At 71.2% G+C, this 17112-nt stretch carries 13 protein-coding genes; 3 read left to right on the top strand and 10 right to left on the bottom strand.

Going from position 1 to position 17112, the window contains the following annotated elements:
• Positions 1 to 11 precede the first annotated feature (11 nt).
• The 5 genes from ABGB05_RS06515 to ABGB05_RS06495 form a co-directional block, all read right to left on the bottom strand.
• On the bottom strand, positions 12 to 1007 hold the full coding sequence (locus ABGB05_RS06515; RefSeq protein ID WP_347652267.1) for a MoxR family ATPase: 996 nt from the start codon (positions 1005 to 1007) through the stop codon (positions 12 to 14).
• A 33-nt stretch (positions 1008 to 1040) separates the two neighbouring features.
• Positions 1041 to 3686: a fibronectin type III domain-containing protein gene (locus ABGB05_RS06510; protein ID WP_347652444.1), complete on the bottom strand. Its 2646-nt coding sequence runs from the start codon at positions 3684 to 3686 to the stop codon at positions 1041 to 1043.
• 268 nt (positions 3687 to 3954) lie between these two features.
• Positions 3955 to 5256, bottom strand: a complete 1302-nt coding sequence (locus ABGB05_RS06505; RefSeq protein WP_347652266.1) for a tetratricopeptide repeat protein — start codon at positions 5254 to 5256, stop codon at positions 3955 to 3957.
• A gap of 145 nt (positions 5257 to 5401) precedes the next feature.
• Entirely contained in the window at positions 5402 to 5980 is a 579-nt protein-coding gene (locus ABGB05_RS06500) for a hypothetical protein (protein ID WP_347652265.1), read from the bottom strand.
• Between the two features lie 360 nt (positions 5981 to 6340).
• The gene (locus ABGB05_RS06495; protein ID WP_347652264.1) at positions 6341 to 6610 is read right to left on the bottom strand and encodes a hypothetical protein; all 270 of its coding nucleotides are present in this window, start codon (positions 6608 to 6610) and stop codon (positions 6341 to 6343) included.
• A 283-nt stretch (positions 6611 to 6893) separates the two neighbouring features.
• Here ABGB05_RS06495 and ABGB05_RS06490 point away from each other — a divergent pair, with 283 nt between their 5' ends.
• Positions 6894 to 8369, top strand: a complete 1476-nt coding sequence (locus tag ABGB05_RS06490) for a hypothetical protein (RefSeq protein WP_347652263.1) — start codon at positions 6894 to 6896, stop codon at positions 8367 to 8369.
• Between the two features lie 89 nt (positions 8370 to 8458).
• Here the strand turns inward: ABGB05_RS06490 and ABGB05_RS06485 are convergent, their stop codons facing one another.
• Genes ABGB05_RS06485 through ABGB05_RS06470 form a run of 4 tightly spaced genes read right to left on the bottom strand, consistent with a single transcriptional unit; the run spans position 8459 to position 13249 of the window.
• Entirely contained in the window at positions 8459 to 9160 is a 702-nt protein-coding gene (locus ABGB05_RS06485) for a hypothetical protein (RefSeq protein WP_347652262.1), read from the bottom strand.
• On the bottom strand, positions 9157 to 9528 hold the full coding sequence (locus ABGB05_RS06480; RefSeq protein WP_347652261.1) for a hypothetical protein: 372 nt from the start codon (positions 9526 to 9528) through the stop codon (positions 9157 to 9159). The genes ABGB05_RS06485 and ABGB05_RS06480 overlap by 4 nt, the downstream gene beginning before the upstream one ends.
• Positions 9525 to 11990: an AAA family ATPase gene (locus ABGB05_RS06475; RefSeq protein ID WP_347652260.1), complete on the bottom strand. Its 2466-nt coding sequence runs from the start codon at positions 11988 to 11990 to the stop codon at positions 9525 to 9527. Before ABGB05_RS06475 ends, ABGB05_RS06480 begins: the two co-directional genes overlap by 4 nt.
• A 32-nt stretch (positions 11991 to 12022) precedes the next feature.
• Positions 12023 to 13249, bottom strand: a complete 1227-nt coding sequence (locus tag ABGB05_RS06470) for a DNA sulfur modification protein DndB (RefSeq protein ID WP_347652259.1) — start codon at positions 13247 to 13249, stop codon at positions 12023 to 12025.
• A gap of 225 nt (positions 13250 to 13474) precedes the next feature.
• Between ABGB05_RS06470 and ABGB05_RS06465 the strand changes: the two genes are divergently transcribed.
• Positions 13475 to 15607, top strand: a complete 2133-nt coding sequence (locus ABGB05_RS06465) for an N-6 DNA methylase (RefSeq protein WP_347652258.1) — start codon at positions 13475 to 13477, stop codon at positions 15605 to 15607.
• Between the two features lie 80 nt (positions 15608 to 15687).
• Positions 15688 to 15852 carry a hypothetical protein gene (locus tag ABGB05_RS06460; protein WP_347652257.1) on the top strand — a complete coding sequence of 55 codons (165 nt, stop codon included), beginning with the start codon at positions 15688 to 15690 and terminating at the stop codon, positions 15850 to 15852.
• 62 nt (positions 15853 to 15914) lie between these two features.
• On the opposite strand, the gene ABGB05_RS06455 is transcribed toward ABGB05_RS06460, so the two are convergent.
• The coding region (locus tag ABGB05_RS06455; protein ID WP_347652256.1) for a tetratricopeptide repeat protein at positions 15915 to 17112 on the bottom strand (1198 nt) is incomplete at its 5' end.

The following is a 17112-nucleotide window of genomic DNA, read 5'->3' as shown; positions in this document are numbered from 1 at the left end:
TGCCCCGGCGGTCAGGTCTGCGCCGTGGCGAGCTGTCCGGACGGCAGCGGCACCGGTACCGACGCCACCGCCTCGTGCAGCACCTCGGTCGGGGTGACTCCGCGGACCTGGGCGTCGGGGGTGAGCAGGATCCGGTGGGCGAAGACCGGCTCGGCGAGCAGCTTGAGGTCCTCGGGCAGGATCCAGCCCCGGCCGTCGATCAGCGCGTACGCGCAGGCGGCCCGGGTCAGCGCGATGACGCCCCGGGGGCTGACCCCGACCCGGACGTGCGGATGGTTGCGGGTGGCGGCGGCGAGCCGGACCGCGTACGCGTAGAGCGGGTCGGCGATGTGCACCCGCTGCGCCATCCGGACCATCTCGCCGACGGTGGTGGTGTCGGTGACCGGCTCCAACGCCTCGGGGGAGCGGACGGTGGCACCACGCAGCACCTCGATCTCCACCAGCTCGTCCGGGTAGCCGACCGAGAGCTTCACCAGGAACCGGTCGAGCTGCGCCTCGGGGAGCCGGTACGTCCCGTCCATCTCGACCGGGTTCTGGGTGGCGACGACGAGGAACGGTCGGGGCACCGGGTGCCGGACACCGTCGACGGTGACGTTGCGTTCCTCCATCACCTCCAGCAGCGCGGACTGGGTCTTCGGCGAGGCCCGGTTGATCTCGTCGGCGATGACGATGTTGGCGAAGACCGGCCCGGGATGGAACTCGAAGGCCCGGTTCGCCTGGTTGAAGATGGTCACCCCGGAGACGTCCGCCGGGAGCAGGTCCGGGGTGAACTGGATACGGCGCCACTGGCCGTGCACGGTGGCCGCGATCGCCCGGGCCAGGGTCGTCTTGCCGACCCCCGGTACGTCCTCCAGCAGCACGTGCCCCTGGGCGAAGAGCGCGGTCAGGGCGAGTCGGACCACGTGCGGCTTACCCAGCACCACCGAGTTGATGTTCTCGGCGATCCGGGCGGCCAGACTGGCGAAGCCCTGCACATGGTGCTGGGTAAGCGGCTCGTGGTGGTTCACGGTCGTGGTGCTCCTGACGTACGGGTGGTGCGGTCAGCAGGTCGGCAGGACGTTGATGTTGTCCCCGCCCTCCAGGTTGAGCCAGGCCCACGGGATGTAGTTCCGGCCCTCGTAGTTCACCTGGACCCACCAGGTGCTGCGCTTGTCGTTGTTGTAGATGTAGGCGTAGACCTCTTCGCCCGACTTCTTGCAGTACGCCTGCAGCCGGGTGCCGGGCCTCGCCCAGCCGACCTGCTTGTCGTTGTCCTGCTGGGTGCCGGAGAAGATCTCGTTGCCGTTGCGGCCGTCCCGGTCCCGGTCGCAGTACGTCGCGGTGTCACCGTTCTCACCGTTCTTGCAGGTGGCGATGCCGTAGACGGCGGCGGTCGCCCGGCTGGTCTGTGCGGTGCCGCTGCCGGCGGCGTTGGTCGCGGTGACGGTCAGGGTGTACGTCGTCGACGGGGTCAGTCCGGTGACCCTGATGCTGGAGCAGTTGCCGTTCACCTTTCCACCGCCGCCGGACCGGGTGACCGAGCAGGTGGCGGTGCCGCCGCCGGCGTTCACGGTGAAGCTGACCGTGACCGAGGTGGCGTCGGAGCTGCTTCCGGTGACCGTGACCGTCGGCGGGGCGACGGTGCGGCCGGTGCCGGTGGCGGCGGCACCGGCGCCGGCCTCGTTGACCGCCTGCACCCGGACCGTGACGTTCTGGCCGTCGGCGAAGCCGTTGACCGTGGCCTGGGTCTGGGTCGCCGGCACCTCGCTGGTCTTTCCGCCCGCGTCGATCCGGTATCCGGTGATCGGTCGGCCGTTGTCGGCGGGGGCGGTCCAGCGCAGCGAGATGGTGCCCTTGGCGTTGCCGACGGTGGCGGCGGTGAGGTTGACCGGTGCCTCCGGGGTGGTGAACGGCACGACGGTGCCGCTGACCGGGGAGGCGGCCGAGCCGGCGCCCTTCTCGTTGATCGAGACGACGGTGAAGGCGTACTGGCTGCCGTAGGTGAGTTCACCGGCCGGGATGACCAGTTCGGTGCCGGTCGCCTCGCCGGCCGGTGCGTTCGCGCCGGCGGAGATGGCGGTGACCGCGTACTTGTTGATCTTGTAGCCCTGGCCGTTGGCCTCCGGCCACTTCACCACCACCGTGCCGTCCGGCCGGGCCTCGGCGGTGACGCTGGCCGGCGGGTCCGGCACCTCGGAGGTCGGCGTCACCGGGTTGCTGCGCCGGGCCGGGCCGGCACCCTTCGAGTTCACCGCGTGCACCGAGAACCGGTAGGTCTCGCCGTTGGTCAGGCCGGTGACCTCCAACGACCGCTGGTCGGCGCCGACCTGGAAGGTCTTCCCGGCGCCCTCGACGACGTACCGGGTGATCGCAGCGCCGTTCGCTGCCGCCGGACGCCAGCTCACCCGGGCCTGCGCGTTGCCGGCGGAGGCGGTCACCGCGCGCGGCGCGCCCGGCTTGCTGACCACCGGATCCTTCGGCGGCGGAGGCGGCGGCGGGGTCGGCGGCGGGTCGCCGCCGAGGATGTCGTTGGCGTACTTGTTGACGTCCCTGACCTGGTGGTGGTCGTCGATCACCTTGGCCCGGTCGGAGTTCGGCGCGTTGACGAAGAGGTGGTTCTCCCGGACCTCCAGCTCCAGCGGCCCGTTCGTGCCCGGCACCTCGATCGTCTCCAGCAGCTTGCCCGCCTCGTCGAACGAGTAGACCTTGCCGGTGCCCTGGTCGGCGCAGTAGAACCGGCCGGCCCAGGCGACCGCCGGGTCGAGCTGGGTCCCCTCACCGGGGACGGTGAACCGCTGCCCGACGGCGGCGTTGACGCTCACCACGACGTTGCGGTCGTCGATCACCGTCACCGGGATCTGCTCGCCGGTGGTCCGCGTTGGCAGCTGACCCGGGCCGGTCAGCGGCAGCGTGACCGGTTGCGGCGCGGCCTCGCCGGCCAGCGTGGTGAGGGTGTTGGTGGTCCGGTCCAGCACGGCGATGCCGTCGTCGAGGGTCGAGACCTTCAGGTCGTGGCTCGGCTCGGCGACCGCCTCGCTGCGGATCTGCTTCGGGCTGATCCCGCCGGCGGAGCCGCCGCCGCCCTGGACGGCGTTGGCGTTGGCGTTCTCGGGCAGCTCCGCCGGGGTGATCGCGGAGACGGTGCCCTGACTCGGCACGGCGACCCAGAGCTTGCCGGTGCCGTCGAAGGCGCCGCCGGTGATCCCCGGCGGATAGTTGATCTGCTCACCGACCGGGGTGAGCGACCGCGGGTCGAGCTGTCGGACGATGCCCTGCACCGCGTCGACGACAAACGCGGAGTTCTCGTGCAGGGCGATGTTGACGCCGATCCCGGCGGTGCTCTTCGTGGTGGCCATGACCTGCAGGGTGGCGAGGTCGAGCGAGCTGATCGTGCCGGTGTTCAGGTCCCGCAGGATGAGCAGCCGGTCGGTCTGGACGACCTGCATCTGGTGGCCACGGCCGTCCGGCACCTGCATCCGGGTGTCGACCCGGCCGGTCACCCCGTTGACCCGGGCCAGCTCGCTCTTGGCCGCGCTCCACAGCCAGGAGCTGGCGTCGTAACCCGCCACCGCGTTGTCCGCCGCGCCCAGACCGAGCACGGTCAGCCCCATCGCGGCGGCGAGCGCCGCCACGGTGGCGACGGTGACGAGCCCGCCCCGGAGCCGGCGGGACCGCCGACGCGCGGTGGGACCGCCGGGCGCGACCACGGCCGCCCCTCCGGCATTGCCGTCACTGCCTGTGAAGCCGTTGCCTGTGGTGACCACAGCCGGCTGACCTCCCCATCGTGGCGGTGCTGTCTCCGACCGCCCTCGTCAGCGAATCTCCCCGAAACCGGGTGCCATCATATGGCCCGCCCTCTTCGGCCGGGTACCCGGAACGTGCCGTTGTGGACAGAGCCCGCGCGAATTGTGGACTGGCCTTCCCGTCACGGTTGTTTGGGCAGGTCAGCGACGTAAAGCTGGTGTCGAATCGTGATCAGTTCGGGCTTGCGCCGGTGCCCCGGGTGGTACACACGAGATCCGACGGGGCGAATTCACTCGTCGAATACACCGCGAGCACGGTGAAGCAGTATTCGAGTCGGGGATTCAGCGCGTTCACCGTGAAACTCGTCGGATCGCCGGCACTGACCCGCCCCATCGCCTGCGCCTCCTTGTTGCGCTGCGCGCCGGTGACCAGGAACGGCACCGTGCCACCGCTGGGGTCCGCCCAGGTGATCGTGATCGCGGTCCCCTCGTCGAGCAGTTTCACCTCGGTCGGCGGTTCGCCGGAGATGACCACGCCACCGGGATCGTCCTGGGTGGTCGGGGGTGGCGGGGCGTCCTTGTCGGCCACCACGGCGACCACCACCACGATCGCGGCGATCACCGCGGCGGCCGCCGCGACCGCCGCCGCCACCGTCGAGCCCCGGCCCGACGACCGTGGTGCCGGTTCCGCGACGGGCGTCGGGGCCGGCATCGTGACCACCGGGTACGTCTCCGGCTGCGCCGCCGACTGCGCCGAGTACGGCGGGTACGTCGCCGGCTCGTAACCGGGTCCGGTGGCGCGGACCGCCGGCGAACCCGTGGACGGGTACGGCGTACCGCTGGTCGGGAACCCCGCCCCGCTCGACGGGTACGGCGCGGCACTGGCCGGCGACGACGAGACCGGCATACCCACCGGCGCCGAGACGGGGTTCGGGGCGTGCGGCGCCGAGACGGGGTTCGGCGCGTGCGGTGCCGAAATGGGCTGTGGCGGTGCCACCGGCCCTGGCTGGGCGACCGGCGCCGGCGGGACCGCTGCCGGCTGGACCGGCGGTGGTGGGGCCGACGGCAGGCCGGACGAGGGCATCTCCGGGGACGCGCCGGTCGAGGGCGGCTCACCGAGATAGTCCCGGGCCGCCCGGACCTGCCAGTGGTCGACGCCGAGCACCCCCGGACCGATCGTCGCGATCCGGGTGAAGTTGCGCCGTGCCTCGTGCCGGTTGCCGAGTTCCTCGGCGACCGCACCGAGTTCGAAGGAGAGGGCGAGCATCAACGGGTCGGCATCGCCCCAGCGGTGCTGGCCGTCGGTCAGCGCCTCCTCCAGGGTTCGCCGGGCGGCTGCCGGATCGTCTGCCTGACGGTGCCACTGGGCCAGCAGGAGTGCGGTGGAGAGCACCTCGGGGTGGTCGTTGCCGTACGCGGGGCGGGCCGCGTCGAGGGCCTGGCCGAGGAGTCGGCGGGCGCCCGCGAGGTCGCCGGCGCCGTGCTGCGCCCGGGCGCGGTCCTGGACGGCGGCGAGCTGAGGAGGCTGGGACACGCCCGTCATGCTGCCCTCTGCCGGGGGTGCCGCGCCAGCCGGGTCTCAGGGCGGTGCGGTGTCAACTCGTACCGGCCGGGTCCGGGCGCGTTCCCGCGAGGCGGGACGCGCCCGGCTTACCGGTGCGGGGGCGGACGCTGTCAGGTCAGCGGGACTGCAGCGCGTCGAGGGCGACGGCCATCGCGATGACCAGGCGCCGGTCGAGCTGCGGCTGGTGGATGGTGACGACGTACCGGTCGCGCAGGCCCCACTTCTTCACGACCTCGAACGCCGGCTGGCCGTTGATGGTGAAGTCGAAGTGGTACGGCAGCCAGGAGAGTCCTTCGACGAACCGGCGCAGCAGCGCGACGGGCATGCTGCGCTCCTGGCCGGTGGCCTGGCCGAGGCCGGGCTGCTCGACGTGCCAGGTGGAGCGGAGCAGGGACGCCTTGAAGTCCTTGCGGAACAGGCCGATCGGGCTGCCGGCGGCGTCGGTGACGTCGTACGTCGCGCCGAGGTCGATCACCGCGCGGGCCTTGAAGCCGAGGACCGGCGTCTGCTTGGTGTCGTCGGTGTAGAGGGTCACCTGTTCCTTGAACGCCATCCGCTTCTGCTGGGCGAAGGCGAGCAGCCCGCCCTCGGAACCGTCCGGGTTGACGCTGTGGACCTCGTACTGGTTGACCATCAGCCGGATCCGCTGCCGGATGTGGAACTGGCTCTGGGCCTGGAGCACGTCAGGTTGCATGTTCGGGGGTTTCCTTCTGTGTCTGCGGCCTGCCCACGTCGTTCCACCGCCGGGCGCGGCCTCGAGATGTCGTCCGTTGACGCAGCTAGGGAGTCTTGCACAGCCGTGCGACAGCGGAGGTACCCGACGGCTCGGAGTTTCTCGACAGGTGGCGACGAACCGGACGACGTCCGGTATTCCGCGTCCACCGGACCGGCAGAGTGCCCCAAGAAGGATATGTGCTGTTCAGGGTGAACTTCCGGTTCCGCCGACCCACCCCGGAGTGGTCACGGTGCCGCCCCGGCCCGGTCGTCCACGCTTCGACGGTGGGCGACCGGGCCGGGGATCGCGTCGGCGACACGTCGGTCAGGGGTGGACCGGTCAGGGGTAGACGTAGAGCGCCCAGTACATCTGCGGGTCGTTCGGGTACCAGTAGGGCGAGCAGCTGTACGAGTTGAACTGCGGGCCCGACACGAGACTCTCGCCGAAGTACCGGCACGCCTCGACGGTGTAGTAGGTGCCGAAATGGAACGAGGTGCCGACGGTCGGCTTGCCGCTCGTCTGGGCCGCCGCCTGCGCCGGCGCGCCGGCGCCGACCAGCAGCGCTCCGGTCGCGAGCGCGAGCGCGGCCATCATCCGTACCCTACGCATGCCGCCTCCATGGAGATCGGGTGGACATCACCAGAGCAAGATAGACGATCATAGATGTGATGGGGTCGTCCGGGTTCTGGGGTTGTCGCCATCCGCGCAACACGTCGAGGTGGTCGGATCTGCCGAACCGGGGCTCTCCCGGGTAAATGTCAGACACCGGGTCATCTGCCGGTGAGTGTCCGCGCTGACCTCGGTCGATGACGCCGCCCCGGAGGGGCGGACCACGAGCGGAGCCGGTCTCGTACGTGGCTGCCGGCTTGAACGGCCAGCCTACGATCCGCGCATGTGGCGAGGTGAGATCGACGGGGTCACCATCCTCCGGGAGGACCTTCCGGGCGTGCCGGCCGCGACACTGACCGTCGGCTGCGGTGCCCGAGACGAGGCACTCGACACCACCGGCCTGACCCATCTGGTGCAGGCGCTGCTCGGCCGGGCCGAACCCGGCCGGGTGGACAGGTCCACCGCCGGGACCTCGATCGTCGACACGTCGTTCACCGCGGCCGGGTCGCCGGAGCAGTTGGCGGAGCACTTCGCCGCCATCTGCGCGGCCGTCAGCGGCCTGCCGGGGGAGGAACTGGCTGACGCGGTCGCCGACGTCGACCCGGAGGACCGCTACCTTCCGGACATCGAGAACCTGCGGGATCCGTGGGGTTCGCTGCTCGCCCGACGGTTCGGACCGTCCGGCCCCGGCCTGGCCCGCTGGCCCGTCGTGGACTACCGGCTCTTCACCGCCGACGAGATCCGACGACACGTCACGACGTACTTCACCAGCGGCAACACCGTCCTGGCCACGATCGCCGCCATGCCGCCGGACCTTCGCCTGCCGCTGCCGCCGGGCCCGCGGGTCAGTCACCCCACGCCGCCGGTCAGACACCAGACCGGACCCATCTGGTACGCCGACGACGTGCTCGGCCCCGGGCTGTCCTTCGGCGCCGAACCCGGCGCGGCGGTGGTCCTGCTACTGCGGGTGCTGATGACGCGGGTCGGCGCGGCACTGGACCGGGCTGGACTCGCCCTCACGGCGTATCCCGTGTTCCTGGCCGTCGACAGCACCCGGCACGAGTTCGGCCTGACGGTCAGCCCGAAGGGCGGCGGAGCCAGGGATTCCGATGCGGCGGCCGCAGCCGAGCTGCTCTGGACCGAGCTGCTCCGGCTGGTCCGCGACGGACCCGACCAGGCCGAGCTGGACCACGAGATGCCGGAGGAGCACGACCGGGTTCTGCCGGAGGCACTGCAGGCCAGGCTGGCGTCGGTGGCGTGGCTGTGGCACATCGCGGAACTCGAGCCCGCGACCGGGCGGGAGCTGTTCGGTACGGCTGACAGCTACATCCCGGACGCTCGGGCCGAACTTCGCGGCCTCACCCCGGCGGCGGCGCGGGACCTGATGTCCGGCTGGCTGTCGACCGCGACGATCGTCGTACCGTCCGGGGCGAGGCCGAGCCTGTCGGGCTGCACCGAGGACCCCTGTCCCCGTACCCGTCACGTCCCCTCGGGCGAGGTGCTCCGGCCGCCGCTGCTGAAACGGCGCCGCAACCGGGGAACGCTGGTCATCGGCGCGGACAGCATCTCCACGGTGGACGGCGAGGGCGACGTGCACACGGTGCCGCTCTCCGACGCGCTGGTGGCGGAGCGCAACGGCGCGCTCTGGCTTGCCCACACCGGCCACGGATGCCTCACCGACATCTCCGACTTCGCCGGCGCCGCCGACAAGCTCCGCTCCCTGCTGCCGCCACGTCGGTTCCGCCGCGTCTTCGGATAGCCTGCCGTCCCGATTCCGAGAGATTCCCGAACGCGGAGTCTGGTCGTCGTGGGAACGACGATCCGGCTCCATGATCTGGAGTCCCGGACTCAGAGGATCCGGATGCTGTCGATCCGGAGCAGCGGCACCGTCGTGTTGCCGCCGACCTGGGTGTCGTACGAGAAGGAGCCGAGGACGGTCACGTTCGCCCGGAACTCGTCGTCGTCCACCACGTTGCGCAACTGTCGGGTTGTGCCGGTGAGCAGGGTGTTCGTCTCGTAGTCCCAGTCGTCGGCCATGTTCTTCGGCCCGACGTCGGCCCGGAAGGTGTCGTCGCCGGTCGCCGCGTCGAACTGGGTCACCACCCCGTACACCAGGTAGGTCCTGCCGACGTACGAGTCGGGGTCCTTTGCCAGCAGTTTCCACTGCCGGGCGCTGAGCGTCCGGTACGTCGGCCGCGCGCTCGGCTTCGACGTCGTCGGGGTGGCGGCCGGGGTGGGAGTGGCCGTCGGCGTACCGGTCGGGGTCGCGGCGGCGGTGGTGGCCGCCGGGGTGCTCACGATGCCACCGGCGACCTCGGTCCGCCCGGCGTTTCCGCTGCTCCCGATGCCGATCCCGAGGACGATGCCGCCGCCGACCAGGACCAGGCCGCTGACGATGCCGGCGATCCACGGCACCGGGCCGCGGGCGCTGGACCGGGTCGGGGGCGTCGACAGCCGCTCGATGTGCAGCAGCGGCGGCGGCTCGGAACCGCCCGGGCTCACCGGTACGCCGTCACCGGTCGTCGGCGGGATGGGCGGTTGCGGGTTCATGGCTGCACCTCCGTGCGGTTGTCGAGGCGGTCGAGCAGACGGGTCACGTCCCGGTGCCAGCTGTCGAGTTCGGCGACCGTCGGCGCCAGCTCGTACGTGTGGTGGTGCATCGCCCGGGACAGCCCGTACCAGGCGGCCCGGGCGGTGCGGGCGGTTTCGGCGTCGAGCAGGCTCGACAGCACGATCAGCTGCTGCCGCATCCGGCAGCCGAGCACCGACGGGGCCTGCCGCTGCCAGAACCCGCGCAGTCCGTGTTCGAGGGCGATCCGGGTGAGGCAGGCGCTGCCACGCTGCCAGCAGCGGCGGGTGCTCGGGGTCGGTGCGGTCATCAGCCGCGCGGCGGCGTCGAGGAACTGCTGCGGGGTCACGGCAGGGCCAGCCTCTCTACCACCGGGCCGGCCTGGTCGACCAGCCGGACCAGGTCGACGCCGGTGCCACCACCGTGTGCGCAGCTGTTGGCGTCCCGGACCACGTGCGGGGCGGCGGGGTGCAGCCGGCGCAGTGGTTCACCGAGTTCACCGACCCGCTTCGGGTCGCCGAGCAGGGCCAGGGCGAGGATCGCCCGCAGCCCCTGCACCGCGTCGAGGGCGGCCTCGGTCTTGGCGATCGGCCGGCCGGCCCGGAAGTCGCGGGCCCGGACCCGCTCGTGGCAGGCGTACTCGATGGCGTCGCGAACCAGGTTGCCGACCACCGGCACCTTGACCTCGGCGGCCATCTCCTCGTCACATGCGATGGTCTTCGCGTCGGCGAGGTAGCGCAGCGCCGGGTTGCCGCCCTCGCCGCCGACCGTCACCTGGGAGCGGGCCAGCCGGCTGACGGTGAGGACCCGGGCATGGAGGTCCAGGTGGCGTACGGCGGCCGGGAGCCGGTCGTCGTGGGTGAAGACGATCACCTGCCGGTGTTCGGCGACCCGGGCCAGCACCTGGGCGAGTCCGTACACCTTGACCGGGTCCATGGACTGGACCGGGTCGTCGATGACGAGGAACCGGAACGGGCTCTCCGGCATCGTGGCCCGGGGCAGGAACAGGGCGAGTGCGAGGGAGTGCAGTTCACCCTGGCTCATCACCCCGAGCGCCGCTCCCGGCACCCCGTCGACGCTCACCCTCAGGTCGACCCGTCGGCTGGGGCCGGCACCGGCCAACCGGATGCCGCCGAGGTCGACGTTGCTCTCCTGACGCAGCGTGTTCCAGATCCCGGTCGCCTCGGCGGCGACCGGGGCCAGCTTCTGGTTGCGGATCTCGTCGGCGACCTGCTGCAGCCAGGTGACCGCCTTGCGCAGCGCGGCGTACATCCGGGCCGCCTGCCGGCCGGCCTGCTCGCTCTCGACCCAGGCGCGGAGCTGGTCGGCGACCGGCTGCCAGGCCTGCCGGCGGCGCCGCAGCGCCTCCCGGGCGGCGGCCTGGACCGGTTCCAGCGCCGCGCGCAGCGCCAGGTAGCCGGCCGGCGCGGTCTCGGCGACCTTCACCGGGTCGTCGGCGGCTGCCAGCTCCGTCCACTGCTGCCAGGCCAGGCGTACGTCGCCGGTGGTGACCCCGTCGGCGGTGAGGTCGGCCGCGAGGGCGGCCGGCTGCGGCGGGACGAGTTCCCGCAGTGCCCGCCGGCTCTCGGTGACGGTCCGGTGTGCCGCCTCCAGGTCCTCGGCCTCCCGGGTGAGCCGGTCCAGTTCCCGCTGGGCCTGTTCGGCCCACGCCCGGTCCAGGGTGCGACCCCCGCACACCGGACAGGGCTGGTCGGGATGCTCGTGGTGGTGCCGGAGTGCGTCGCGGAGCAGTCCGGCGACCGCCCGGGACGTCTCGGCCGGGGTGGCGGCGAGAGCCTCGATCCGGGCCAGTGCGGTCCGGAGTCGGTCGGCGAGCCTGGTGACCTCGTCCGGGTTGGGAAGTTCCAGCAGGTCGAGCTGGCGCAGTGGTACGACGGCGTCGCGGTCGTCGTCGTTGCTTTCCACAGTGGCCAGTGCGGTGAGCCGGTCGAGGTCGGCGACCTTGCCGGCGAGTGCCGCCTCGGCCTGCCGGGCTCGTTCGTCGTCCAGCCCGGCCAGGGCGGTACGCAGTGCGGGCAGGGTCTCGGCGGGCAGCTTCCGGAGCCGGTCCATCTCGCGGCGGGCGGTCTTGAGCATGGTTTCGACCTCGACGATTCGGCCGAGTCCGAGGATGCGGTGCAGGGAGTCGTACATCTCGCTGGGGCGGCCGCTGAGCAGGCCGCCGAGTTCGGCGTACGAGAGGAAGGGGCGGTACAGCTCCAGTGGGGCGGACCAGCCGAGGGCGGCGACGGACTGTCGGGGCTCGCCGGCGAGCTGGAAGAACGCCGTACCGTCGGCGAGGCCGTCCTCGGGCTGCCAGTGGTGTTCGACGGTGGCGCCGTTGCGGTGGCCGTCGACGCCGAGCCGGACCCGGATGCTCGGGTTCTGTCCGGCGTGCAGGTTGCGCCAGCCGTCCTGCCAGATGCTGCTGCGGCCGGACCAGCGCTTGTTGTCGCCGGTGAGGGCGTACTCGGCGGCTTCGGCGAAGCTGGACTTCCCGGAGCCGTTGCGGCCGGTGACGATGGTCAGCCCTGGTTCGGGTTTGAGGTTTAGGGTGGCGGTGGGGCCGATGCCCCGGAAGCCGGTCACCTCGATGCTGGTCAGGTAGGTGCCGATCGGTTCGGCGGCTTTGGATGCCTCGTCCGATGTGGTCGGTGGCGGGGTGGGCGGGTTGCCGCCGAGCGCCTGCTGGAACTCGTCCTCGCCGAGCAGGGCGGCGAGGACCAGGGTGGCGGCGTTCTCGGGCAGGTCGGCGCGGTCGAGGTGGTCGGCCAGGAGCTGGTCGACGGTTTCCGGTTCTGGGGTCGGCACGGCGTACCTCCGGATTCGGATGGGGTGCGGGACTACCGGCCGCGGATCTTGCGACCGCTCTCGGTGTCGGGGTAGAGGACGGCGTCGGCAACCCGACCGCCGGAGTCCTTGGCGCCTCCGCCGAAGTTGAGCGTTCCGGCGGCGTTGGCGCTGGCGGCGATGCCGTCCCAGTACTGGGCTTCGCGCTCCCAGCGGATGTCGGCGAGCAGGTTGAGCAGGTCGTCGTCGGTCAGCGGGCCGCCCGAGGAGGACCAGCCGGTGGCGTGGTGCGCCGCGATGCCGAGGCCGGCCAGGACCGCCGGGGCGGAGACGGCAGACCGGGCGGCGAGCTGGGGGAAGAGGTGACCGAGCAGCGTGGAGAGCAGCGGTACGACCCGTCGCTCGACCTGCTCCGGCGACGTTCCCTCCGGCAGGTCGGCGGTGCGGAGGGTGGCGGAGGAGCGACCGAGGCCGGCTCGCCCGAAGATGGTGGTGACCACCAGGACCCGCAGCGCGGAGAGGGTGATCAACTCGGGGTCGGTCCGGGTCAGCTGGCGCTTGCGGGCCTGGACGAGCCGGCTGAGGGAAACGATCCGCCCCTCGTGTTCGACCTTGACCGAGTCGGCGATCCGGTGCGCGAGCTGGGTGCCGAAGTCGCGCTGGTCCATGGACATGGCGAGGTTCTTGGCGACCGGGACGCCTTCGACGTTGCGGTCGTAGAAGATCTGTCGGGCGTCCTCGACGGCAAGTCCCCAGTAGAGCTCGAACGGCAGCCGGACCGCGCCGAGGGCGGAGTAGGTGAGGTCGAAGCGCTCCGGGTCGTCGTACAGCTCGTGCAGGGCGGTCACCTGGGTCTCGCCGTCGATCGCCACGACCGGCGAGTTGGCGAGCAGGGTGATCCGCCGGATGCCGCTGCCCGGGACGAGTTCCTCGCTGACCGCGCCCGGCTCGTCGGCGAGCCAGAGGGTGATCGGCGGCGTCGACCAGCCGGATCCGAAGTCGCCGGAGATGCCGGCGGCGATGTAGCGGGCGTACGCCTCGACGTTGCGCCCCTTCTGGGTGGCCTTGAGGGTGCGCTGGACCAGGCTACGGATCTCGGCGTGTCGGCGCATCGCGCCGGGGGTGTACCGCATGGCCCGCCGGTCCTCCTCCAGCTTCGGCGACGGTACGAGCTGAAGCAGCGCGGGCAGCCCGACCGTGCCGACCACGGCATCGGTGCGGAACGGGATGACGGTCAGCTGGATGCCCTCGACGGCGGCCGTGGGCAGGGTGATGGACACGAGGGAACTCCTTCGGAAGGCCAACTGGTGCGGGAGGGGGAGCCGGCGATCTGACGGCAGGCAGGCAGGGGGGAGCGGTATCGGCGGCATGGGCGCCGACCGATGAAAGCTCATCTAGGAGACCATGCAGTGAAAGCGTTGTCAAACGCGTTTACGCGTTCTAGGGTTGTCGGTGTACGGTGATCACCGCAGTACCCGCTGCCCCGCCCCCGACAGGACGTGCCGATGCCGAAGTCCAGCGCGCTGGTGACCGCCGCCGAGATCTCTCGGCTGGCCGGCGTCACCCGGGCAACGGTCAGCAACTGGCGTCGACGACACGCCGACTTTCCGGCCCCGACCGGCGGCACCGAGGCGAGCCCGGCGTACGACCTGGCGGCGGTCCGGAGCTGGCTCTCGGGCCGGGGACAACTGCCGGTCGACTCCGCGGCCGACGAGTTGCGGGTGGCACTGCGGGCCGCCGACGACCACGGCCACCACCTGCCGCTGCGACTGCTGCCGTTGGTGCTCGCCGTCTCCCGACTCTCCGACGACCAGGTCGACGCCCTGGCCGAACTGTCCGATGCCCGACTCGGCACCCGGGCCACCGAACTGGCCCGGTCGGCCGCCGACGAACTGCCCGGCACGGACGACACGCCAGCATTCCCCGTCGCACACGCCGACCTGCTCCGCGCACTGCTGAACGGCGTACGACGGGACGGGGCGACCGCCGCCGCCGAGGTGCTCGCCGACCACGACACCGAGGTGACCGGAGCCAGCGGCGGCTACCACACCCCGGCACCACTGGCCGAGCTGATGGCGGCCCTGATCGCCGAGCCGGGAACGTCGTACCCGACCAGGGTTTTCGACCCGGCGTGCGGGGCGGGGAGTCTGCTGGTCGCCGCCCTCGGTCTCGGGGCCCGGGAACTGTCCGGGCAGGATGTAGTGACGGTCCAGGCGGCGCTGACCGGCGTACGCCTGCGGGTGCTGGACCCGTCCGCCACCTCCCGCCTGGCGGCCGGCGACAGCCTGCGGGCCGACGCCTTTCCGCAGCTGACCGCCGACGCCGCGCTCTGCGCACCCCCGTACGGCGACCGGGACTGGGGGCACGCCGAGTTGGCCGGCGACCCGCGCTGGCTGTTCGGGTTACCGCCGAGGAGCGAACCCGGGTTGGCCTGGGTGCAGCACTGCCTGGCCCACGTCAAGCTTGGCGGGCCGGCGGTGCTGCTGATGTCACCGGCCACCGCCGAACGCTCCGCCGGCCGGCGGCTGCGGGCCGAGCTGCTCCGCAAGGGCGCGCTGCGGGCGGTCGTGGCGCTGCCGGCCGGGGCCGCCACCCCGCTGCACGTCGGACTGCAACTCTGGCTGCTGCGCCGCCCCGACCCGGCGGAGTCGGTACCGCAGACGGTGCTCTTCGTCGACCCGGTCGAGCCGGCGTCACCGCTGGCCTCGGACACGTCTGCCGCGCTGCGGGTCACGTCTGGTTCGGCCCGCACCACGTCGACCTCGACCGGTGGCGGGTCGACCGGTGGCCGGTCCGCGATCGACTGGCCGAGCCTGCGGGAGACCGTGCTCGACGTGTGGCAGCGTTGGCGCGCGGACCCGGAGACGTTCGACGGCGTACCCGGGATTGCCCGGGCCGTCCCGGTCATCGACCTGCTCGACGAGACCGTCGACCTGACCCCGGCCCGACACGTCCGGACCGCACCGGCCGCCGCCGCACCGGAGGAGCTGGCCGAGGCCGGGTCCGCGCTGCTGGCCCGGCTGCGGGCGACGGCGGCGGAGCTGACCGCGCTGACCGGCGGCGACGGCTGGTCGCCGGCGGGGGAGGAGCGGCAGCCTTGGCGCACCGCCACCGTCGCCGATCTGCTGCGCGGCAACGCGCTCGCCCTGCTGCGCGCGCCGGCGACGACCCGGAATCTTGACGAGGCGCCCACCGACCCGGAGCTGACCGTCCGGGCCGGCGACGTCCTGCTGCCTGAGCTGCTCCGTGGCGGGTTGTCGTCCGGCGTCGGGGCGTCGTCGGCCTGGGTCGCCGACGACCGGGACGCCGGTACGCCACTCGGACGGCAGATGATCCTGCTGCGCCCGGACCCGGGGCGGCTCGACCCGTGGTTCCTCGCCGGCTTCCTTGGCGCGGAGGAGAACGTGCGGGCGGCGGCGACCGGCAGCACCATCGTCCGACTCGACCCGCGTCGGCTTCGTGTCCCGTTGCTACCGCTGGTGGATCAGCGGCGGTACGGTCGGGCCTTCCGGCACCTGCACGACCTGCGGGCCGCCGCGGAACTCGCGGGGCGGCTCGCCGACGAGTCGGCCCGTACCCTCGGGGCCGGCCTCACCGGCGGCGCCCTGCTGCCGCCGCCCGCGCCCGGCGCCTCCTGATCCCGACACCGCGTCGGGGCAGTCCGCCGTACAGATGGCCTCGTCGGTGAAGCTGGTGCCGCACTTCTCGTTGAAGCGTCTTGCCGAGGCTCAAGGAGTACGACGCAGGCCGCCGGCAACGCGGCAAAGTGGGCGAAGCCTCGTTGAACGGCTTGCCGGTGGATCGCGACGAGGCGGTGCGCGCGTTGGACGTGCTGCGCCGAATCGTCGAAAGCCGGACAGAGCCGCGAGCCGACGCCGCCTGACGGCGGCCGCGACGTCGCGGAAGTTTGGGTGGTTCCCCGGGTGCACTGTCGTCATTAATTATTTAATCCCGAGCTTCGGGATTTTTCAGTATATCGGATAGTGCGGAGCTTGCACGGGGTCCCCATTTTGGGTGCCCGCTGTTCACGACTTGCCGAAGCATGATTACCGCATTCTGGAGCTTTCCTTGCTTTCCGTGTGCGCCATCCCACCAATAAAACATGCCCATCCAGTAGGCTGCTTCCAAACGATATTCGGGATGCCTTGAGTCGTAGGCCGTCCGGAGGTGGCGCATTCCCATATTGGTCCGGTTCTGTGTGCCGTGCAGCAAGCCGAGGGCGCAGTGTCCAGCAGGTGCCCAGTCCACATGACCGGTATCGATTGCTGTCTTATATGCTTTTATCGCCTCGTCCAATTCCTCTCGCTCCTCCAGCATGTGACCGAGTTGCCAGGCTGCTTCACCTTGTGCTTCTAAATTCTGTGATGTGAATGCTAAACGTGTCACTTTCAGGGCTTCGGGGCTGGGGCCTTCGCGAGAGTAAATCCGACTGCCGAGTGTGATGGCGGCCATTGGGGAGTAGTGGGGATCGCCGACGCGCAGTGCTTGGTAGTAGTAGTCGTCGACGATCACGGCTTCAGTGTCCATGGACTGGTGGACTTCAGCTAGCATTATGGCTATTTTGGCTTGGAAACCTGAATCGCTCAGTCTCATGGCGTGTTGAAGTTCGGATACGGCCGCGCGATAGTTTTGTGCATGATGGTATGCGAGTCCGATATTGAAGGAGGCTTTTGCCTGTGTCGCTTGGTCGCCGAGCTCTTTTGCGGTCGTCCAGGCTCGGATTGCTCCAGCGGCGTCGCGGGCCTCTTTTTCCCACAGTAGGCTGCCGAGACTGAGTGCGGCTTGCGCGGAGTGGCCAGGTTGTGCGCACAGGATGCTCTCTTCGTAGGCTTCTCTGGCCTCCTCTAGTAGACCCATCTGCATCGCGACCGATCCAGCCTCGAAGAGCGCCGCTGCTCGAAGATCTGGCTGCCCGGAGGCGGCCACGCCCCGGAAGGCTTCTAGGGCACCGCGCAGGTCCCCGAGTTCACATCGCCTCCTGCTGTCCGCCATAGCTACATCGACATCGGTCGTCTGAGCCTCGATCCACCGATGCGGTTCGTGTTGATCGCAGTTGAATAGATTTGATCCGATGTGGTTTCGGGGCAGGGTGGATTCGCCGATTACGTGGTCGGCTTGCTCGGGGCAGGGTTGTGCGGGGGTG

The sequence above is a fragment of the Plantactinospora sp. B5E13 genome, from assembly GCF_039871775.1.
GTDB lineage: Bacteria > Actinomycetota > Actinomycetes > Mycobacteriales > Micromonosporaceae > Plantactinospora.
The sequence above is the reverse complement of the archived record's forward strand: the minus strand, read 5'-3'. Positions and strand labels throughout refer to the sequence as shown.